The organism is Bdellovibrio sp. ZFWA1, from assembly GCF_056175665.1.
The window spans coordinates 1,187,695-1,207,830 of sequence record NZ_JBJKJH010000001.1 but is presented as its reverse complement, the minus strand read 5'-3'; the positions used below and the strand labels follow the sequence as shown (position 1 = coordinate 1,207,830).

16 protein-coding genes and 3 tRNA genes are annotated in these 20,136 nt (G+C 40.8%); 5 read left to right on the top strand and 14 right to left on the bottom strand.

Going from position 1 to position 20,136, the window contains the following annotated elements; all coding sequences use genetic code 11:
• Positions 1-8: 8 nt before the first annotated feature.
• Positions 9-84, bottom strand: a tRNA-Asn gene (locus tag AC04MN_RS05750).
• 134 nt (positions 85-218) lie between these two features.
• Here AC04MN_RS05750 and AC04MN_RS05745 point away from each other — a divergent pair.
• Positions 219-2,852, top strand: coding sequence for a CHASE2 domain-containing protein (locus AC04MN_RS05745; protein WP_475382235.1), 2,634 nt, complete (start codon positions 219-221; stop codon positions 2,850-2,852).
• A 31-nt stretch (positions 2,853-2,883) separates the two neighbouring features.
• On the opposite strand, the gene AC04MN_RS05740 is transcribed toward AC04MN_RS05745, so the two are convergent.
• From AC04MN_RS05740 to AC04MN_RS05725, 4 genes are all read right to left on the bottom strand, one after another.
• Positions 2,884-4,881 carry a tetratricopeptide repeat protein gene (locus AC04MN_RS05740; RefSeq protein WP_475382234.1) on the bottom strand — a complete coding sequence of 666 codons (1,998 nt, stop codon included), beginning with the start codon at positions 4,879-4,881 and terminating at the stop codon, positions 2,884-2,886.
• Between the two features lie 14 nt (positions 4,882-4,895).
• Complete coding sequence (locus tag AC04MN_RS05735; protein ID WP_475382233.1) at positions 4,896-5,795, bottom strand: FecR family protein; 900 nt, start codon at positions 5,793-5,795, stop codon at positions 4,896-4,898.
• A gap of 111 nt (positions 5,796-5,906) precedes the next feature.
• A complete protein-coding gene (locus AC04MN_RS05730) occupies positions 5,907-6,344 on the bottom strand; it encodes a hypothetical protein (protein ID WP_475382232.1) in 438 nt (145 codons plus the stop codon).
• Between the two features lie 146 nt (positions 6,345-6,490).
• A tRNA-Arg gene (locus AC04MN_RS05725) sits at positions 6,491-6,567 on the bottom strand.
• A gap of 121 nt (positions 6,568-6,688) precedes the next feature.
• Here AC04MN_RS05725 and AC04MN_RS05720 point away from each other — a divergent pair.
• A tRNA-Ser gene (locus AC04MN_RS05720) sits at positions 6,689-6,781 on the top strand.
• Positions 6,782-6,887: 106 nt separating this feature from the next.
• Here the strand turns inward: AC04MN_RS05720 and AC04MN_RS05715 are convergent.
• From AC04MN_RS05715 to AC04MN_RS05695, 5 genes are all read right to left on the bottom strand, one after another.
• Entirely contained in the window at positions 6,888-7,931 is a 1,044-nt protein-coding gene (locus AC04MN_RS05715) for a RelA/SpoT domain-containing protein (RefSeq protein WP_475382231.1), read from the bottom strand.
• Positions 7,932-8,110: 179 nt separating this feature from the next.
• Positions 8,111-8,527 carry a hypothetical protein gene (locus tag AC04MN_RS05710; protein WP_475382230.1) on the bottom strand — a complete coding sequence of 139 codons (417 nt, stop codon included), beginning with the start codon at positions 8,525-8,527 and terminating at the stop codon, positions 8,111-8,113.
• Positions 8,528-8,619: 92 nt separating this feature from the next.
• On the bottom strand, positions 8,620-9,087 hold the full coding sequence (locus tag AC04MN_RS05705; protein ID WP_475382229.1) for a nucleoside deaminase: 468 nt from the start codon (positions 9,085-9,087) through the stop codon (positions 8,620-8,622).
• A gap of 49 nt (positions 9,088-9,136) precedes the next feature.
• A complete protein-coding gene (gene queF, locus AC04MN_RS05700) occupies positions 9,137-9,646 on the bottom strand; it encodes a preQ(1) synthase (protein WP_475382228.1) in 510 nt (169 codons plus the stop codon).
• A 26-nt stretch (positions 9,647-9,672) separates the two neighbouring features.
• On the bottom strand, positions 9,673-10,410 hold the full coding sequence (locus tag AC04MN_RS05695; RefSeq protein ID WP_475382227.1) for an alpha/beta hydrolase: 738 nt from the start codon (positions 10,408-10,410) through the stop codon (positions 9,673-9,675).
• Between the two features lie 145 nt (positions 10,411-10,555).
• Between AC04MN_RS05695 and AC04MN_RS05690 the strand changes: the two genes are divergently transcribed.
• Complete coding sequence (locus AC04MN_RS05690) at positions 10,556-12,433, top strand: lipoprotein N-acyltransferase Lnb domain-containing protein (protein WP_475382226.1); 1,878 nt, start codon at positions 10,556-10,558, stop codon at positions 12,431-12,433.
• 56 nt (positions 12,434-12,489) lie between these two features.
• The gene (locus tag AC04MN_RS05685; RefSeq protein ID WP_475382225.1) at positions 12,490-12,939 is read left to right on the top strand and encodes a DUF3015 family protein; all 450 of its coding nucleotides are present in this window, start codon (positions 12,490-12,492) and stop codon (positions 12,937-12,939) included.
• Positions 12,940-12,989: 50 nt separating this feature from the next.
• On the opposite strand, the gene AC04MN_RS05680 is transcribed toward AC04MN_RS05685, so the two are convergent.
• Positions 12,990-13,496 (bottom strand): acyl-CoA thioesterase, encoded by a 507-nt coding sequence (locus AC04MN_RS05680; RefSeq protein ID WP_475382224.1) that lies wholly within the window; start codon positions 13,494-13,496, stop codon positions 12,990-12,992.
• Between the two features lie 203 nt (positions 13,497-13,699).
• On the opposite strand from AC04MN_RS05680, the gene AC04MN_RS05675 reads away from it, so the two are divergent.
• Positions 13,700-15,223: a hypothetical protein gene (locus AC04MN_RS05675; RefSeq protein WP_475382223.1), complete on the top strand. Its 1,524-nt coding sequence runs from the start codon at positions 13,700-13,702 to the stop codon at positions 15,221-15,223.
• On the opposite strand, the gene AC04MN_RS05670 is transcribed toward AC04MN_RS05675, so the two are convergent.
• The 3 genes from AC04MN_RS05670 to AC04MN_RS05660 form a co-directional block, all read right to left on the bottom strand.
• Positions 15,220-16,050: a hypothetical protein gene (locus AC04MN_RS05670; RefSeq protein WP_475382222.1), complete on the bottom strand. Its 831-nt coding sequence runs from the start codon at positions 16,048-16,050 to the stop codon at positions 15,220-15,222. The genes AC04MN_RS05675 and AC04MN_RS05670 overlap by 4 nt on opposite strands.
• Positions 16,047-19,520 carry a hypothetical protein gene (locus tag AC04MN_RS05665; RefSeq protein WP_475382221.1) on the bottom strand — a complete coding sequence of 1,158 codons (3,474 nt, stop codon included), beginning with the start codon at positions 19,518-19,520 and terminating at the stop codon, positions 16,047-16,049. The genes AC04MN_RS05670 and AC04MN_RS05665 overlap by 4 nt, the downstream gene beginning before the upstream one ends.
• A 226-nt stretch (positions 19,521-19,746) precedes the next feature.
• On the bottom strand, positions 19,747-20,121 hold the full coding sequence (locus tag AC04MN_RS05660) for a DUF333 domain-containing protein (protein ID WP_475382220.1): 375 nt from the start codon (positions 20,119-20,121) through the stop codon (positions 19,747-19,749).
• Positions 20,122-20,136: the final 15 nt, after the last annotated feature.

Genomic DNA, 20,136 nt, shown 5'->3' with positions numbered 1-20,136 from the left:
TATAAAAATGGCTCAGAAGGAGGGACTCGAACCCCCGACCCAGCGGTTAACAGCCGCTTGCTCTACCGACTGAGCTACTTCTGAACACTCGGTTCAAGCAAATTACTGTTACAGGGCGCCTCTGTCAACGGGATTTTTTCCCCCTAATCTCGACCAAAGAAGGCCTAAATAAAGACTGGCCTCATAATTTAAGGCCCTTATTCCGATGGAATAGACCTATGAAAAATGAAAAATGGGGACTTCTACTCGGAGTCGGAATTTCTATCCTCTTTGCCTGGTTCACCTTTGTTTTTTTAAATTACAAAGAGACTCATCAGGCATTACGGCAATCTTCAGCCCTGCTTGAAACTACCGAAATTTTGGACCAGCGCATCACGGACATTAAGTACCGCTTACGCCCCCCTTATAAGTCCGAAGCCAAAGTTGCCCTGGTCGCCATTGATGAAGCTGCAGTCAATGAGATTGGCAGATGGCCCTGGGACCGAGACGTCATCGCCGAACTAACTAAAAGACTTTTAGATTTAGGAGCGCGATCCGTTGCATTTGATGTGGTCTTTTCTGAACCCGACAAAGCCAATCCAGCAGGGGACGATGCGTTTGCAAAACTGATCAAAGAAAGGCCAGAACAAATCATCCTTGGAACTTTTAGTGAATCCCAATTTAACTACAAGCCCTACCAAGATATTTGCGTCACCGAGGCCTTCCTGGCAGTCGGCGGTGATCAACTAGTTAAGCCAAGCCCGCTTTTCGTTATCGACGAACCAAGCACCATCTACGACGACTTAAATTGGACTCCGCTTTTTTCTGTTTTGTTTTCAAATATTGAACAACAAAAAGAGCAGCAAGTACTTGAATCATTAAATAAGACCGACATCGGACAACTAACACCCAATCAAACTCGCTATTTAAAATCGCAAAAAAGTGCGGCCCTGTTTGAATATTGTAAAACTTGGCTGACCCAGGAAGATATATTTCTATCCGATGACGTAAAAGAAAATGTTCGAGGCTTCTACGATCAAGTATTTCAAGGAAGCAAAGAACTATCGACCCAAAAGCTCGAACAAATTATTCCAAAGTTACGAACCTCTTACAAAAACCATCCCGTACCTCAATATGGCGAATGGAAAAAAAACATTGAAAAACTGCAAGAGCCTTCGGCATACACGGCAAGCTTTATCGCCCAGCTTGATAGTGACGGATATGTTCGGCACTATCCGCTTTACTTTAGATCGGGCAATCGGTTGGGAACTTCCTTTATTCCGTCTTTAGCACTGCAAAGCTGGCTTCTAGCGGGCCCCCGAAGAGTCGAAGTTAAAGGTGCAACCATCAAGGATGCGCGAACCATCGAAACGATCACAGAATACGATACTTCTAAAGAACCCGAGACCATCGCTGCGCAAATTCCTGTGGATAAGTCAGGGGATTTGATTATCAACTATTATGGTCGACAACTTGCACTTCCGCATGTATCGGCCGCCGAACTCTTTAACGACAAACCCACCATTCAAGTCGCGCGCACCCATCAAAAAGCAGGTACTGCTGAAGTGCATGTAAAAATCGAAGAGTTTGATAAAAAAGAATTTTTCAAAGACCGAAGCCTTATTTTTGGCGCGACGGCAGTCGGTCTTTATGATTTGCGAAACACACCGCTAGAAGCAAATTATCCAGGGCCAGAAATCCATCTAACGGTCTTAGCAAATCTTTTAGATCACAATTTTTTGAAACATTGGGAACAAGAAACCACATGGATGCCCCTAGTAGTTCTAGTCCTAGGCATTCTTATTACGTTTGCCAATGTCTATCTAGGATCATTGGCATCAATGGGTACATTCCTAAGCTGCTTCGGATTAATCATGACCCTCGACTGGTGGCTATTTCGACATCATAATATTCTACTTCGATCTTTATTAGCGTATGTGACGATATCGATCACCTTTATTGCGGTCCAAGCCTATCGATACTTCACCGAAGAACGGAAAAAGAAAGAACTAAAAAGCACTTTCTCGAAGTATGTATCCCCGGCCGTTGTGGACGAACTATTAAAAGATGTCGAAAATCTTAAGCTCGGCGGACGACGGGAACACATGACCGCCTTCTTTAGTGACGTTCGCGGCTTTACCACTATTTCCGAAAAGCTGACACCTGAAGAGCTCTCTAGAGTCCTCAACTTGTATTTGACGCCAATGACCGAAATCGTTTTCAAAAACAAAGGCACTTTGGATAAATATATGGGTGATGCCATCATGGCCTTCTTCGGGGCGCCAGTGAAAGACACCGATCACGCGAAAAATGCCTGCCGTTGCGCCTTAGATAGTATTGAAAAGCTAAAAGAGATTCAGAAAGAATTCGAACAAAAAAATCTACCGATCATCGACATCGGAATTGGAATCAACACAGGTCCAATGAGTGTTGGAAACATGGGATCAAATATCGTTCAAAACTATACTATCATGGGCGATGCGGTCAACTTGGCCTCGCGACTTGAAGGCATCAACAAAGAATATGGTACACGAATCGTTATCAGCGAATTTACCTACAAAGAAATTAAAGATAGCTTCACCGCTCGGGAGATCGATAAAGTAAAAGTTAAAGGAAAGACCGAACCGGTCAGTATCTTTGAATTGATCTGCGAGGGCCAACCGCCTGCAGAAACAAAAAACCAACTTGATCTATTTAATGCGGCCTATGAAAAATACCACAAAAAACAATTTGCTCAGGCCCTTGCAGAGTTTTCAGCGCCGACCCTAAAGAACGATCCTGTCGCAGAAGTTTTTGTAGAGCGTTGCCAAGAATATTTGGAAAGCCCTCCTGAAGAAAACTGGGACGGAGCCTACGTGATGAAAACAAAATAGGAAAAAGCCGAACTTTTCAGTTCGGCTTTTTTTATTGAGCTAAAATGTTATGTGACCAAGTAAATAACGAACTTAAGATCCATTTGTTATATTTATAAGAATCATTGTCAGAGTTTGCTAATGTATACTGGAAGCTTCCTAGTAAGCTTAAGTCTTTCCTAAGTTCTTTGTTTAAACTTGCCGTTGCCGTCAACACCGAATCCTTTCGTGTTGAAGTGGCCTCAGAGTAGTCCTGAATACTGTAATCCATGCGATAAGTCCATTCGGCACTGTAGATCCCGGGGCGAGTAAGGCTGGCCCCTAATTGCATTTTTTTATTTCGATAATTTATGCCCTTCGCATTGTTTGAAGTATATCCAACATCCACCGCAAATCGCTCTTCACCCTTAAGATCCAACAACCAAGTAGGCGTTACTGTAAGACTATATCGGCTAGCATCTTGGTCGTCGTTTCCAGTAGAACTATCTAGTTTTGAATTGTCCTGGCCAAAATCTAAGCGTCCACTGATAAGTAAATTCGAACGGATCGGCTTTCCACCACTTAAAGTAAAACCCAATTGAGTCAAAATTTCTTTCCTAGCAGAGTCACCGACGGCCAACCACACGGACTTGTAATAGGGGCTTATTTCGATATTAGACTGAAAGCTTCCAAACGAAAGTTCATAGTTTAGCGGAAGATTTAAACCCATTTCTAAAGCATCTGCAGCCTGCACCGATCCATCCGTTTTTAAGCTTGTCTTCATAGAATAGTAATCGTTGAACGTTCCTTGAATTCCCAAGTCACTGGTAGGCGTTCGCATTACAATTGCTTTTGCTGTTCCCGCATAGTTCAGGCGAAATGCCTTAGTATCCGTTGACGAATTATTACTGGCTAGATTCAAGACGTTGTCGTCATAACTCAACCCACCAGAAACGGTAAACGCATATTTCAACTTTTTACTTGCGTAATAATTTTCTAATTTACTTATTTGTTCGATTAATTCTTCGGCAGCTCGATCCATATTCGGATCCGAACCTTTATCTAACACATAATCGGCATTTTTGCGTGCTTCATTAAATTCTTGCCTTTTAAAATACATATTTGCCGAAAGAAACGCTGCCGCTGGTGACAGCTGGGCATCATCTTCGTCCTTAACATCTTGAAACTTCTTTAATGCCTTTTGATTGTCACCCAATTTTAGGTATATCAAACCCAGATAGTAATCCTTTTCAGTGGCCTGATCGGGATCGACATCCGAAGTCGAAATCACAGCTAATGATTTTTGATATTGGCCAACTTTATACAAAGAAACTCCATAGCGATAAACGTATGAATCCTCGCTTGGATCTAGTTCTATGGACTGCTCATAAAGATTAACTGCAGTTGAAAATTCGCCTGCACGATACTTTTCATCGGCACTTGCCGCAATGGCCAAGGCCTTTTCCTTCTTCTTCTTTTTTTCTGCGGCACTCATCGCTTCTTGTTGTTTCAGAAGCTCTAATCTGCGCATATTTTGTTCTTCTTCGATTTGTAAAATGCGCTTTTCTTCTTCTTGCTGTTTTTTACGCATTTCTTTTTCAATGACTGCAACTTGCGCCATTGTCATTTTAGGTTTTTCGACTGGCTTGCCCGCTGCTGGCGTTTCTGTTTTTTTAGTAGACTCAGGTTTTACATTTGAATCTAAGACATCTTTGATTTCATTATTTGATAACGTCACCTTCTGAACACTGCCATCGGAAGTGACTCTTACAAAAAGTGGCCTTTTAGATGTCCCATCAAAAAATGCAAGTTGCCGCTGTGATGAGTCGCCACTAAAAAATTGCAAAACAAAGAAGCCCGTAAACTCGTTGGTCTTACCAACTCTTTGTAAACTGATTTGCGCTATTTTTCCAGACTCTATGTCTTGCACACGTATCGTCTTAGTAACAACTTCAGTACGCTCGGCATTCAACTGAACATCAATTACTTGCGCTTGCATAATAGGATTTGCTGCATAAGCAGGTACATGACTAAAAAATACGACCAAAACAATCGACAAAAGGTGTTTCATTTTTAAATTCGTTTCTAGTTAATTTGAGGCTGAACAATCACACGTGTCTTTGAAGCGGTGTCTCGGATAATATCTTTAACGATAGATGAATCCAAGCTTGGCGGTTTAATCATGTTCGGAGGCGGAGGGGGCATCATCACCTCTCGAACTTCTTTAATTTGTTTTGCCATACTCATATCCATATCTTGCATCGTCACCATTGAAACGGGTGGTGGCGGGGGAGGGTTCATTCCTGGAGCTCCATTAGGTCCGCCTGGCATTGCCGGTCCGGCTTCACTAGCCACATTACGCTGTTCAGGATTCGAATTATTTGGCCCCTTCATCGATGCTGTCGTGTCGACATCCATCTTTTTGATTTCTTGTTTAGGAATATCTTTAGGAGGCTCTGGTATAGAATTGGTTTGAACCGAACTCGTTTGTCCTTTTCGAATTTCAACTGGCGCACCAATCATTTGACCCGTTGGCGTAATTGCAAAAAGTTGTACCGCCCCTTTAAATGTGACAATCGAAGTCATCCCTGTCGAACGAAAAAATCCAGCTAAAAATTGAGTTCCGCGTACACCGGCCACCGCTGTCGGAGTTTTAATTAAGAATTTACTTTTCGCACCATCATAGGTTTGCTCAACGTTGCTACGAACCTTTCCATTCAAAAGATTCATCTGCACGTTCTTTTGGCCCGAAGCTGCGTCGTTCTGATAGATCTCGATTACTAACTCTGTATCGGGATTCACATTGATGACGTTTCGATCTGCCATCACGATTTTGGCTCGCGAGTCAGGACCCGTCACGATCATGTCGCCCTCTTGAATCTTTGACCCAACTTTAGCATCGGTTGTAGAGGCACCAGATTTAATTTTTACCTGTCCCTTTGAAACCATGATAGTTCCCGAAACCGGCGCTGCAAAAGTAGACATAGGAACTAATATCGAAATCATTGAATATAAAAGTAATCTCACTGAACAACCTCACATGTGAATCTTGTTCAGAATAAACTGCTTTTAATAAGGATGTAATCAGGCCGAGACCTACTCTAGACGAAGGCCTTTTTCTTTAAGCATCTGCAATAGGGACTTACTCTTGAACGGAAGTCCATTGACATAGAAATTGCCGGATGGACTTATCATAAGCTCGACCGTCTTGGTTCTGGCAACTGCAATCAGAACCAGGTCTTTGGTCGCAGTCGCGGGCTCGGGACTTGCCGCTGTCGTCATAGTTTCACAGAACATCGCCAACTGAGCTGGATTGTTTGCCACGACTTTTTTATCGGCAGATTGAATATACATCGTTTCTGGTGGGCACCAGTTTAATGGCCTCATCTCGGCCCCCAATAGAATTGATAGGGTCGAAGAAGGGTCCTGAGCTTTTTCCTCTAACATCCCCGTGTTAAGATTTTTAATAATTGAAATCACGGCATAGAGCGCCGCAAGCATTATCACAATACGGATGTAGAATCGTTTATTCATAGGCCAAGAATAACAAAGCTAGGACATCAATTCATGCATTTTAAGCAAAGCTTTGGATAGGCGCGACGCAGACCTAAGTATCTGTATTTACGTCTCTTTGTAAATAATAAGCTGATTTTTCCGTGAATTTAAAAAAGAGGAAAAAATGGTGCACTCGAGAGGATTCGAACCTCTGACCACATGATTCGTAGTCATGTACTCTATCCAGCTGAGCTACGAGTGCACGTCGAAATGAAGCAATGGTATAAGAGGCTTTCCGGTGAAAAGCAAGGTTTTTGAAAAAGAAAGTCTTAGAATCCTTGATTATGGGGGCTGGGTATGGCAATTTATTCAGACACCTGTGCGGGAAGGTGGGTGAGTGGCTGAAACCAAGCGTTTGCTAAACGCTCGTACACTCAAAAGGTGTACCGAGGGTTCAAATCCCTCCCTTTCCGCCAATTTAAAATAAAAAACCTGCCTTCCGGCGGGTTTTTTATTTTAAACCTCATGTTTTTCAAAGACCCCCAATCATCTCTAAAAAACTCCAGCCTCAATATCGGAAATCTAATCTTCAAAAAATTTATCCATCATAATTAGTGACAATTTCTGAACTAGAATTTTCGTATCCATAAAATAGTTCGGATAACTCAACTCTAACTTTTTCATGTCCCCCGAATTTACAAGCACAACATTTATAAGATTATCATCAAAATGCTTTCGTTCTAACTCGAGATACGCCTGAGCAGCGACTTCAAACTGACTGGCCCCATATGCCTCCAATGAAATCGTATTTTCTCTGGAATCTAACACAATTAAACTATAATGACCTTGTCTCCCCTTGGGAATGCTTTTAGATATAGTTCTATAGACAGCGGTATACACACTTAAATTGGGGATAACCTGAAGCTCGTGAATTTTTTCTTGAATCTTTGCAACGATCTCTAATTTTGAAAATCCACGATGCGCCTTTAGCGGATTCTTATTTTCTTTAATCGCGAACAGTGAGCTTAGTAGGGCAAAAAACTCCAACCATTTTTTATTTCCATGACCTGATTTAAAAGAGCTATTCTGAAGAGTGCCAAACACCTCGACTCCGGTAGCCCATATGTGTTGTAAAGAGGATCGCAACTGAATCTCTAAAAACAATGTTGGATCTTTTGCTACTTTGTAGACTAGGTGAATGCTCCTATATCCATCATTTTTCGGTGTATCTATATAGTCATCAAGTGAGAATAAAGCATGTTTCGACCTAGAATTTTTATACGAATCTAACAGCGCATACACATCTTCAGTCGTGTCCAAGATTGCTCTCAATCCACCGATGTCTTGCATTGCAGACAGTCGCATTGTCTTATGATTCGAAAGTTTCAGTAATATTGAAGGCGTTCTCTTAAGTCGTTGTGCAACAACGGCATTTACAGTGATCTTCTGAGCTCGTTGCCTCAATACCGCAGCAAACGCATCCAGCGATGTTGCATGGTAAGCACGCCAGGCGGAAAGGACCTCCAGCGCCTCGGCTACTTGATCCGAAGTACTAACCTTACTTTTTAAAATCTCACCAGCCCGATCAATTTTTGTTTTACTATAAAGTAGTCCTTTGGACTTCATAAAAATGCCATTTTTTTTTAGTTAAATTTTGTAACCTATTGATTTTACTATACCGACCCCGTTTGATACATTCAAGGCCAATACATAAAAAATGCCATTTTTTGAAAGTTTAAATCTGTAACTATTTGATACTACTATAATTAAACAACGGGGGCCTCAACTCAGGTCCTTATCCCCAATTATTTGCAGTCAATTTTTTGGATAAGCTTAGGTTCGCCTTCCTCTGGCTTCAAACCACGCGGCATCGTTGGTACTATATCTTCCCGAGAAATCCTCTGGACCAATAAACGATTGCTTTCAGGGGATCGCTCTTTTTCAGTCCTTGTGGTGAATATTTCCCCGCGATACTTTTGAATTGGCTTTATTAGCTGAGCCTTCACTTTAAGATACTTATTTTTGTAGTACCCAAACACTTGTTCTAAATCAGCATCTGGAGTCAACTGTACTTCGCTTCTAGATCCCTCATGCAAAACCAAAACATACTTGCCATCTAATTGCCTAGCACGACCTTCAAATTCAAAGACTCCACAATCTTCAAATGCAAACACCTTCCCGGTTGAAACAAATAACAGAACAAATATAAAAACTGCCTTCATAGACCTTCCCAAAAAATAAGGAGTGCAACAACACTCCTTATTTTGGCATCTCTGCAAGCAAAGACCCTAGTTGAATTTTCTGAATTTAGCCCTTAGTAGTGAATTTTATCTTCCTTAGCGGCCCACTCTTTAAACACCTCCAAGGCATCAGAGTGTCCACACTGGGCCATTGGAATTTTGCGCTGATCAATAGACTTAGGAATTTCGTCATAAATGAAATCGTCGTCAAATTTAATATCAGCCGCATCTTTACGAGTATTCCCGTAATAGATCTTACCTAAGCGAGCCCAATAGATGGCCGACAAACACATCGGGCAGGGCTCACAGCTTGTGTAAATTTCTGCCCCATCAAGATCAAAATTTGATAAGTTTTTGCAGGCATTTCGAATCGCTACAACTTCGGCATGAGCAGTTGGATCATTCGTCGAAGTAACCTGATTCCAACCTTCTCCAATAATTTTATCATCTTTTACGATAACGGCCCCAAAAGGACCACCGGCACCAGCGCGCATATTTTCTCTAGAGAGCTCTACGGCCCTTTTCATAAATTCGATTTTCATAGGGAATCGAAGTTATTGGGCCTAGAGTCTTTAGTCAATAGAACAAATCCTAGTAAAGCTTCGATAACTCCATCGAATATTTACCCGGAGCGTAATTCAAAAGCCGGCTTTTATATAAATCCTGGAAAGACTTTTCTTTATTCCCATAAGAGGCAAATGGGAATATCGCTATCCCCCCACGGGGCGTGAATTCTCCGACAACCTCAATATACTTTGGCTTCATTAATTTGACCAAATCATCGCAGATTTTTTGAATACAGTCTTCATGGAAATCCCCATGATTGCGGAAGCTGAACAGATACAACTTCAAAGATTTAGACTCGACCATCTTCTTATCCGCAATATAGTTAATAAATACTTTTGCAAAGTCAGGCTGACCCGTTTTAGGGCACAACGAAGTAAACTCTGTGCACACGAAGCTTGTCCAAGCAACTTTACCTGGATTCTTATTCTCAAAGGCCTCTAGCACTTCTGGTGCATAAGTCTGTGGATAATCTGTCTTGGCTTCACCAAGTGCAAAATTCTTTAATTCTTTTGGGTTTCTTCCTGCTTTTTTCATATCTATGCCTTTAGCTGATATTTAAGTTAGTCGCAATGATTCTTCAAAAAATCTAAAAACTTCTTTTGATAAACCAATCTATCTTTGCCGGTCAGTGCATCAATGTGCTGACCATTTGGAACAGCTACAAGTTCTTTAGGCTCATGCAGGGCCTCGAAGACCTCAATACCATTTTGATAGGTCACTGCTTGATCTTGATCACCATGCATAACCATGACCGGCACCGGCGCGATCATAGATAGCTCACTATTTGCAGAGTAGTCTTCTGAAACCAAAACCCAACCTAACCACTGAAGCGGCCAAGTGAACCAATTTTTTGCCAACACTGTCTGTGCAACTTTGCGATAAGATCTAAATGTGGAATCCAAAACCACCGCGCAAAGCCTCTCCGGCTCGGCGTATTTCTGCCGGGTCTTGGCCGCTGTATAGCCGGCAATATTTCCACCCAGACTCTGCCCCAAAAATGCCACCTTCGAGTCGTGATTTTGTTTAAGAACCCAATCTACAACCAACATAGAAGTTTCAGCGACATTTTTTTGGTTAGGATCGCCTTCAGAACCCCCATACCCGGGATAGTCAAAAATATAGTAATCATAGCCATACTGGGGCAGCCAATATAGAGCATAAAAATGCGCCGAAATATTTTGTGCATTTCCATGAAATAAAATAATTTTTGTTTTTTTATTCCCGAAACCTGGGAACTTCCAAACGATCACTTTTCCCGCTGGCCCCTGAAGCTCGTATTGAGTAGGCTTTGGATGCATCTTTTCAGGATCCGAATACATGTAAGAGTCTGGTTGATATACTAAAAAGGTGCATCCGCTAAAAAAAGCAGCCAGAATAACTAAACAAAAAAATAAGCTGAATAACCTCATTCCATAAGCAGACCATGAGTTCGACGGACAGACAATGAGACATTTAATTTTTACATTTTTATTTCTAATTTTATCGGCCGGTGCTTGGGGGCAAAACACCCCTGAATCCATCGCCAAGAGCCCTGCCTGGCTGCGGTTATTACATTATAAAAATTCAAACTGGGGAAGCCCAGAAAGCCGAATGCATTCAAAAGATTTTTTTGTTTCCCCAACAGGTGCTACGGATCCTCTGTCAGAAATAAAAGCCATCTTCGAACAAATCAATTCATCAAAAAAATATGGCAAACTTCAAATGCCGCTTCATTGTGCCTTTCCCGAAAGAGTGCGCTTCTTAAGTGAAACCTTAGGACTTCAAGTGCCAAAATCTAGTTGCGACAAGTTAGAGCAATTTCTAGAAAGCTTCAATGATCCCCAAAGTGTTTCGTTAGTCTTTTCTTCCGCTTATCCAAACAACCCGGCATCTATGTTTGGTCATACTTTTTTAAAGTTTAATTCAAAAAGAAATACCGACCTGCTGGATATGGGGCTAAATTATGCCGCTGTGGTCGCAGATGATGAAAATCCATTTGCATTTTTTTGGTTTGGGTTAACTGGGGGATATCCGGGCCAGTGGTCAACCCAACCTTACTATGTCAAAGTGGCCGAATATGTCAGCTTCGAGTCCCGCGACCTTTGGGAATACAAATTAGCTTTAACTCAAGAGCAAACGAATCGTCTATTAAGACATATTTGGGAAATAGAAGTTAACGGAAACTTCGAATACTATTTTTTTGATGAAAACTGTTCTTTTCAAGTCCTAACCAGCCTTGAAGCTATCATGCCGTCATGGGAAATTGTCGATCGACCCGTGCATATGATACCTGGCGAATCTGTTAAATATTTGATGAAAGATTCCAGTCGGGTTACCGAAATTAACTTCCGACCTTCGTATTTTAAAAAAATTCATGCGGCCTATGCAAACTTAGACAGTGAGCAAAAGAACAAGCTTCATGACTATTTTTTGAATCACAAAGAATTTTCGTCAGAAGATGATTTAAAATTTGTAGACACTTACCTTCTATTTTTAGAATACAAACGAAATGCTAATAAAAAAGACTTCGAAAAAAATCATCTGGAATATCAAAAGAAGTTGCTTCTTTATAGAGCCACACTACCTCCGAACAACGTTCCGTTATACTCGGAAGACTCCATTGATAAATCGTCTGCTCCACACCTTGGACACGACGCTTGGTCCGCACAAATGGGTTTTGGTTCCCGCGATGTTCAGACCAATAAAAATAACTTCTTAAGTTTAAAAATTAAATCCGCCTATCATGACCTCTTAAATGCTGACGCCGGTTATTCACCTTATGCTCACATCGATTTTCCTTGGATTGATGTTCGATATTTCGAAAGAAAAAACGAGTGGATAGTTCAAAAGATCAACATCGTTTCTACAACATCACTAACCCCATCCACAGATCTGAAAAACTCGTTCGCATTCAAAGGGGGTGCAAGCTTCGAATCGTTGGATTGGTTGAACTGTCCTTCTTGTCTTTCTACTAACGGATACTTCGGGGGCGGAATAGCAACCAACACCTGGAACAATTTCGGCAGATTGTATTTCTTTATAGGCCTTGAAGGCGTGGCAACATCTCGGATTAAAAATGGCTACGGGATCGGCACCTTCGCGGAAGTGGGTGGAATACAGAGTTGGAACTCTATTTATAAAACTCAAGTAAACTTCAAGAATCTGTGGCCAACACAAGACGCTGACAAACGCCTAGAACGAAACATCCTTAGCTTTAATCAGTCGTTAAGCATTGAAAGAAATAAAGAAATTCGAAACACATTAGAACTGACAAAATTTAAAATGGATTCAAAGCGAGACGACCTAGATCTTGGAATATTTTATATTCAGTTTTTCAATTGACCGACCGAAAACTGTAGTCGATCGTTTTTGATAGATGACAAAAAAGGAGTCTTCACATGAAAAAAATCGTATTAGCAACAATCGTATCTGGCTTGGTATCTCCTGCATTTGCAGCTGACAAACTTGATGGTTGCGGTCTTGGATGGCAGGTAACTGATAAGTCAACTTACACTGCGACTATTACTCGCGCGACAACAAACGCTGTTGTTCCACCAACTTTCGGTATGACTACTGGAACTATGGGTTGTGATAAACTTGAAATTGGCGCAAACGACAAAGAAGCTGCTAACTACGTTGCAACTAACTTTGAAACTTTGAAGTCTGAACTTGCTGCTGGTCAAGGAGAGTACGTAACTGCATTGGCTTCTGCAATGGGTTGCTCTGCTAAATCTTCAGAGCTTGGTGCTCAGCTTCAAAAGAACTACAACAAAGTAGTAGCTCCTGCTGCTAACGCTGTAGAACTTTACAAAGGTATCAAAGCTACAGCTGCAAACGCTTGCATCTAATTGCTTAAGTGCTTTAAACAAAAAAGCGATCCATTTTTGGATCGCTTTTTTTATAGCTTACTATCGGGAATAGAATTTCTTGTCGCAGCCAGAGCATTTTCATGATCTTCTCGCAGCTTCTTCCTGGACACTGCTGCGTCGAATCTTCTTTGTTCTTCATCATTTTCTATTTTAAGTGGATTTACCGGCGTCGGCTTGGCTTTATCGTCAACGGCCACCATGGTGAAAAACGAAGACATCACATGTCGCTGTGCTCGTGTTCTTGGATTTTCAGCGATTACCTTAATTCCCACTTCCATGGAAGTTCGTCCGGTATAATTTATTGATGCTAAGAACGTCACTAACTCTCCGACGTGGATGGGGGCACGGAAAAAGACCTGATCTACGGACAGGGTGACGACGTAGTGACCAGAGTATCTTGAAGCGCACGCATAGGCGACCTGATCCAAATATTTTAATATCGTTCCACCATGAACATTCCCCGAAAAATTTGACATATCCGGAGTCATTAAAACTGTCATTGTCAGTCTTTTTTCAAAGCTCTCTTGCCCTAGCATAGGATCTCCGATTCTTTCGCATTTAATGAAAGTATCTCGCAAGCCATGCCATCAGAGAATGAAAATCTGTTATCAGCGTGGACAGGCCAGTCCAATTTTTGCGACAATCTCATTCTGAGACATTCAAACCTAATAGACTCAATCCTGACCGGCCTGCTGATTGCATATACTAATGGCAAAAACACAAACCTTGCGGAGACAAAATGTTCAAAGCTATATTCAGCACGCTTCTATTTGGATTTAGCTTGATGTATGCGGAATTTGCCGGCGCTGATACTGTTGATAACTACCTCATTATCGATTCCATTAAAACTGAACCTATTGTGACGGAAGTCGTTGAATCCATTCGGCTTGCGCATAAAATTAATTCTGAATCACCCCCGGACGTCAACCGCGATCAAGGTCGAAGTCAGGTACATATTAAAATCAATCCGTCCTTACAAACTGGATCTAGGCTAGAACTGAATTACGATGGCGGACACCCATCTTACACTCTTCATCTTTCACCAACAGTTGCAAATAATCCAAGTCAAGATCTAGGGAATTGGCTGCTATTAAAAAATTTGGCTAGCTTCATTCCATTTAATTATGCAGAAAAGCACAGCTTACCAGCTTCGGTTCCGGCAGTATTTTTAGAACTATATCTAAACGCTTCTCAGGGTAGTATCGCAGCCCAGGTCGGAATTGAGAAAATCAAACTTGAATTACTAAATGATTATAAAAATGGCAATTTAGCCGACGAAATTTCACACCAGACGAAGTCCATTCAGTCAAAAATTCTATCCTTAGAAAAAGAGGCAAAGCTTCAACAACAATTACAAGAAAAAGAATTTCGGAAGTATCGGGCCTCCACAGATACTTTAGACAGGTTTGAATCTGCTGAACAAAAATTAAATGATTTAATTTTAGCTAATGATCGAAAGGGGACACGGCGCCTACTGGAAGCCTACCTGCCTTGGCAGGTCATGGAGCCGCAAGAAAAAATCCTTTGGCAGACATGGCTTGAAGCGATCGAGCATCCTAAATTAGAGTCATCGATTGTGATGGCCCGAGGTTTGGACTATTCAACGGATAAGGTTCAACGGGGAGCTCGTGGCCAAATTGGTCTTTTTTCGACGGTGCTCACCAAAAATCAAGGCAATTACACTCGTAGACTAAGATCGTTAACGACCAATCGATTAAAAAATGGCGGCAAGGTCGATGTCGAGGCCATCTTAGGCCTTAATGGCGGTGCAGATAGCTCAAACAAAGGAACGGATGCTCTATTGATTTCTAATCAAATTAAAAAGCACTCTTTACAGCCTGATGCCTCAAATTTTATTAGCTTCACACCTTCGATTGAGGTCGCTGATGGATTTGCTACGAATGCTCTGGTCGCGGTGCGAATGGATTCCCGTCGTCTTTTCTTCAATTACACGTCTTCGTTTAAACACGAACTCGAATTTCTTGCACCACTTATTGTTTTTCCAGATGAAGTGATTGCCTTCGAAGAAAAAACAGGCGCCCCTGAGCAAGCCAAAGAAGCATTAACTAGATTTACTAAAAGGCTTAGTGAATTGCCATTTTTAGCAATAAAAAGCTCTGGCCCGAAGGAGCATGAAATCGTCAGCCTTATACAAGGAGGCGATAAAGAAATGCGTCCTGCTTCCTTTGCCGATTTGAATAATCAATTCATTGCAAAGCAACTGTTAAGAACCCCATCGATGATGTGCGAGAATGTTTTTTAGAGGTCGGGATTTTCAAGAATCTCTAACCAGTCCTGATGGCTTATTGGCCTTCTCTCGTCATGCCATCTCAAATGCACAATTTCAAATTCTAAAATGCCGGTTTCAATGTTAAACTCATACGATACATGCCGCCGTGACCACGTACTTAATCCAACGTGCTCTTTCGAGTGCCCTGAATATCTCCATCCTGTGTAAACATAATCGTCATTCGGAAACTCTTTTGCCAGAGACTCACAGCGTATTCTACCCAAAGGTCGAACCGGTATTCTCCACTTAAAGTTCCCATTAGCCTCAAAATGATAAATATTTTGATAATCAAGTGTCTCATCAGTTTGAACGATATATCCACTATCTGAAAAACCTGCCGCTCTGACTATTGGATATTTCAAATCATGAACTTGGCCTTGAACTTCAATTTTTGTTCGCTCCAGTATTCTATAATTCAACACTCTAGGAATATTCGATCTAACCTCAGAAAAACAACGCAAGTTCTCGGGACGAAGAATGTAGGTGATATTCTTAGACCTCAACTCAAGATGATCCTCTCTTGGAATTATTTCGTCCCAATAGCGATTTTCTTGAAATTCACTTGTCGGGTCCTCCTTGAAGGCAGGAAAATAGATAAATGAATCTCCATCTGCCTCTGTTCCATTAACATTGAAGATGTCAAATGTTTTTTGGCCTTCTGGATTATGAAGTAGAGTGCAAATATATTTACCGAATCTCCTATACTCATAAATGGAAAATCTTCTCTCCTCCGAGAGACTATTTTTAAATACTACACCATCAACAACAATCTCGCGAATAATTTTAAAATCAGTACTCATTTAATAACTCCATCTAATAGAAAAGTTGGAATACTCTTGATATAACTCTTACCAAGCCTATCAAGCCCGCTAATGGAAAACTGATAAGCTACAACGTGTTGGCTGAACTTATTCGGCGAGACTTCGCCATATATTATTTCATGCCCCACTGGAATTTCAACCTTCATATATTTTGTATGCTTATTAGGTATTGCTAAAAGCTCTTGAACCTCTTCAATGGTCTTTCCTCTAACAATTGCGGGGTCCGTATACCACTGAGACTCAAGTGCTTCTTTAATTTCCTCATCCAAGGATTCCACATTTTTCTTTGGTGTATAGAGTCGGTAAACTGTTATTGGTTTTGTCGTCTTTCCTTTTACGATGAGGCCATTGGCCTTCCAAGCTGGCTCGAACGCTTCGTACTTGTTTCGACCTTGAAAGGCTGCTTCAAGCCCCTGATTCAACGTCTTTCCATCTAAAACTTCAATTTCAGAAAGATAGTCGAACCTTTGATCAAATAGCTTTCTTCCACGGGCGGCAACTTCTTCGATTGAAAGGTTCTTTCCTTCTTGGAATGTTTCAGTGATGATTTTGCGGGTAGCATCTCGTTGTTTTGATTTGCTCAGTCTGCCTGAGAGCCTAGATTGCAGCTTCTTTACAGACTCTTCGTAAGCCGCCATACGATCAGTAATTTTGTCGGCATCTTTAAAAAATTTCCCCGTTCGCATTTCACGATAGATAACGCCAGAACCAATAAAAATTCCAAGCCCAGCTAAAGCCCTATCTTGAATGCTTAATGTTGGGCCATCAATCCTACATAGATCTTTCCCAGTCGTTAGCTCGCAGAAGTCGACAAAATCGCCAAGCACTGGAGTAAATCCAATGCCTAAACGGGCAATTCCATCCATATACGCCAATAGACCATTTTTAATTTCCGTTTCTTTTGGCTCCAGCTCTCTATTTCCATTTTTACCCCAAAAGAACTCCTCAAAAGACCTCAACATTGTATAAAGCATTTCGCGATATATTCGCTCTCCGGTAGGCTCTATATATCCCTTTTTTAGCTGATTTAACCGATCTTGGATATCTCGCGCATACGTATCATATTTTAATCGACCGCTAAGAATTCTTTTAACGTCAGCAGGCAGCTCAAGATCGCGACGGAAACCATCTTCGTCGACTTTAGTTCTAATATATTCATCAATTTTAGTAATTGCATTTCGGGTAGCCAAAATTGCATCTTCACCCTTATTTTCCTTCTTTAAATCGTGAACCAGTATTGTCTTATAGGAATTCCAATCTGCATTTATTTCCCTCCATTCGGAAAATCGATTATTCGAATAAGCATTGTCTAATTTTCTGATTACCGAATTAACTAATTCATCAAGATACGCATAAGAGTTAGGATTGACTCTTGCTCCTTGCAAAAACAGACTTCGAACTTCATTTTGTTTAATCAAAGGAAATAGATCAATATTTCTGCGCTCGATCAGCCGAGATTTTACACTTTCTACTTCCTCATCGTTGTTAGAAACGGCTCGCTTAAACTCTTCTTTAGAGGCGATCTCTTCGTGCAAAAGACGTCTTCTGCCTTCATCATATTCAGCCCTTAAGCTCTCAATTGCATCAGCAGCGTGATCTAACTGCTCTGAGATGCCTCTGATCCTTGAGGTATCTACATTTTCAAAATCTAAAAAGCCTTGAATTTCATCCAAGTAGCGCTGAATTTGATTTAACTCTTGTTCTCTTTTTGAGTAATCAAGTTTTAGCTTCCTTAGTTCTTGGTTCAACCGGGACAACTCTTGACCGATCTCTGGATCAACTTGGTCCACAGACAAATTCATCTTTCCAGTACATCCCTGGGCGCCAAATGTCGAAGGGGACGAGGTAGAGCACAGCGAAGCTTGATTTTTACCTCCGTAATCTACGAAAACTTCGGTTCTTGTTTGGCCTCGTATTAAAGATCCATCTCCATAAATAAATCCAAGCTCGACAGTGTTAGATCGAATTTTTAGAAACTGCCGTCCTATACAACCAAAGGATCGGGAAGATGTAAGCTCGCCATTGTGAAAAATAAGGGATTTAGGATCCAAAGTGAATCTTACACCGACACCATTAATACGAACAAATTCTATTCCGTCTTTGATCGGCTTTGGATCCTGCTCTGTATTCGGTGCCGCCGAAAATTCAACCGTAAAGCAAACATTTTGATCTAATGCCCGATTGCTCCAATTTAGTTTGGGATTCGTGATTTCAAATTTCGAATCTAACTGAACTACAGGAATCTCAAAACGATTTCTATTTCTATAACATCCTTCAAAATTTGGATATCCGGCGCAACTATTGCGGTTAGATAGCTCTACTAGAGCCGAAATTTTCGACAAAACTTGATCTTTTTCTCTATTAATATTCTCTCTGGTCTGTTGAATTTCATCTTTGATCTGTTCTGATAATTCAACCAAGCCGGAGTCATTTATTGATTTTACCCCTTCGTTTTTTATCAACGTATAATCTATAATAGTTTGTTCAGTGTCAGACTCTAACTGAGCCAGTTGATATAACATTTCGTTAATGCCGTTTGAGTACCGATATTGAATAGAAAAGTTATCTAAAAGAATAGACGATTCCTCTCTAGCTCTTCTCTCCTTTTTTTCGCACTCCAAATCGGGACGATTTCTACAAAGCTCTACTATTCCCGGAAAGGAATCTTTTAATTTTTTTTGGCTTTCAATTATCGATAAATATCTATGGTAATTAAAATCCGCAGAAGGGTTTTCAATAGAAAACTCAAATGACTTTGCAAAATTCAATTTCAAGTTTTCCAATTTAGCGACTATTTTTTTGAGTTTATCAATGCTTTGTCTTATTTCTTCAGCCGTTGCCAAATTTTTTATTGTATTCCGAGCTGTTTCAGCTCTCTTCATATTCAGTATATGTTCTTCGTTTTTCAGATGTTCAGGAATTTTCGTAGTTATAAAATCCGAAAACTCTTGATGCCTCTTTTGATAAGTGGCATTTATTAAATTTAAACGGCAATTGATGTAATCTTTTTGAAGTCTTAAATCGGACTGAAACTGCCTGATTGAAGGATTCGGATCGTTAGTAATATCTGGCGGACGGCAAAAGAGCTTCTTACCCATGACTCTGTAAGTAATGCGCAACCACGAGCGAGGCTTATTTTGGAATCCAAGTATAAACGCACATCCTCTATTTGCGCTGACTGAAGCGGTAATGGTTACCGTTGAAGTACCGGGTTGATAGTCATAAGAATATCTACCATGATTATTTGAATGTTCTAAGAATTCGACATGAGAATATCCATTCAAGTTGCCTTCGGGAAGGACATAGTACTGACTCTGAGTTTTATCTGCACAAGTAGACTCTATTGAAAAAGCTCCCTCGTGAAGAACAACTAACTCCTCAGCCGCATTTGAAAAACGAAAACTTAATGCAGCTAATAATAACACTAAGTACTTAATATGCTTCGACATCAAAACATCCGTTCGAATTTTTCATACATAGAAAGTGAATGACGTCCTGAATATGCATTAAACGTCGTGTTTTTAAAAGAGGAAGAGATTCAATATTTATTCAATTGAATCTCTGGAATAATCTCGTCTCTAAGGCTGTTTAATTTGATTTGGTTAGGTACTTTAGTATTATGGCTGTCTATATTTTTGACGATAATGTACTTATTATCTAAATACTACATCGTAGCTATTTCTTAAGAACCTTCATCATTTGCCAGGTATCGATCATTGATTGATCCGGGAACTGACAGAAGTCGTACTCATCACCTTTAGGGTCTTTTAGTATTCTAACGACTCCGCCGATGCTGTTGCAAAATGTGGAAGCAGGATTTCCGATTAAGGCTTTATTCCCAGGCGAAGTAACTGCTGGTTTGCCATTTAATACTTCAATGGCCTTGCAGGATTTCAAACAGTTTTCTGTGACCAAAATCTTTTCTTTTGTTTCGATCAGTTGAATTTTTTTAATTCCTTTTCCGTCGGCCATGGTCCAAACAAAATTGGCTTCAGCGGAAAAAGCATTTTCCAACGATAGTAGAATTAAGATGTTAATTAATGCCTTCATTGAATCCTGCCTTCT

What these genes read in the sequence shown, in the direction of transcription:
- AC04MN_RS05670 (WP_475382222.1), bottom strand. Translation starts at nt 16,050, where the DNA reads ATGAGTACTGATTTTAAAATTATTCGCGAGATTGTTGTTGATGGTGTA.
- AC04MN_RS05745 (WP_475382235.1), top strand. Translation starts at nt 219, where the DNA reads ATGAAAAATGAAAAATGGGGACTTCTACTCGGAGTCGGAATTTCTATC.
- AC04MN_RS05715 (WP_475382231.1), bottom strand. Translation starts at nt 7,931, where the DNA reads ATGAAGTCCAAAGGACTACTTTATAGTAAAACAAAAATTGATCGGGCT.
- AC04MN_RS05665 (WP_475382221.1), bottom strand. Translation starts at nt 19,520, where the DNA reads ATGTCGAAGCATATTAAGTACTTAGTGTTATTATTAGCTGCATTAAGT.
- AC04MN_RS05695 (WP_475382227.1), bottom strand. Translation starts at nt 10,410, where the DNA reads ATGCATCCAAAGCCTACTCAATACGAGCTTCAGGGGCCAGCGGGAAAA.
- AC04MN_RS05740 (WP_475382234.1), bottom strand. Translation starts at nt 4,881, where the DNA reads ATGAAACACCTTTTGTCGATTGTTTTGGTCGTATTTTTTAGTCATGTA.
- AC04MN_RS05710 (WP_475382230.1), bottom strand. Translation starts at nt 8,527, where the DNA reads ATGAAGGCAGTTTTTATATTTGTTCTGTTATTTGTTTCAACCGGGAAG.
- AC04MN_RS05675 (WP_475382223.1), top strand. Translation starts at nt 13,700, where the DNA reads ATGTTCAAAGCTATATTCAGCACGCTTCTATTTGGATTTAGCTTGATG.
- AC04MN_RS05680 (WP_475382224.1), bottom strand. Translation starts at nt 13,496, where the DNA reads ATGCTAGGGCAAGAGAGCTTTGAAAAAAGACTGACAATGACAGTTTTA.
- AC04MN_RS05735 (WP_475382233.1), bottom strand. Translation starts at nt 5,795, where the DNA reads ATGTCTACTTTTGCAGCGCCGGTTTCGGGAACTATCATGGTTTCAAAG.
- AC04MN_RS05705 (WP_475382229.1), bottom strand. Translation starts at nt 9,087, where the DNA reads ATGAAAATCGAATTTATGAAAAGGGCCGTAGAGCTCTCTAGAGAAAAT.
- AC04MN_RS05730 (WP_475382232.1), bottom strand. Translation starts at nt 6,344, where the DNA reads ATGAATAAACGATTCTACATCCGTATTGTGATAATGCTTGCGGCGCTC.
- AC04MN_RS05690 (WP_475382226.1), top strand. Translation starts at nt 10,556, where the DNA reads ATGAGACATTTAATTTTTACATTTTTATTTCTAATTTTATCGGCCGGT.
- AC04MN_RS05660 (WP_475382220.1), bottom strand. Translation starts at nt 20,121, where the DNA reads ATGAAGGCATTAATTAACATCTTAATTCTACTATCGTTGGAAAATGCT.
- AC04MN_RS05685 (WP_475382225.1), top strand. Translation starts at nt 12,490, where the DNA reads ATGAAAAAAATCGTATTAGCAACAATCGTATCTGGCTTGGTATCTCCT.
- queF (WP_475382228.1), bottom strand. Translation starts at nt 9,646, where the DNA reads ATGAAAAAAGCAGGAAGAAACCCAAAAGAATTAAAGAATTTTGCACTT.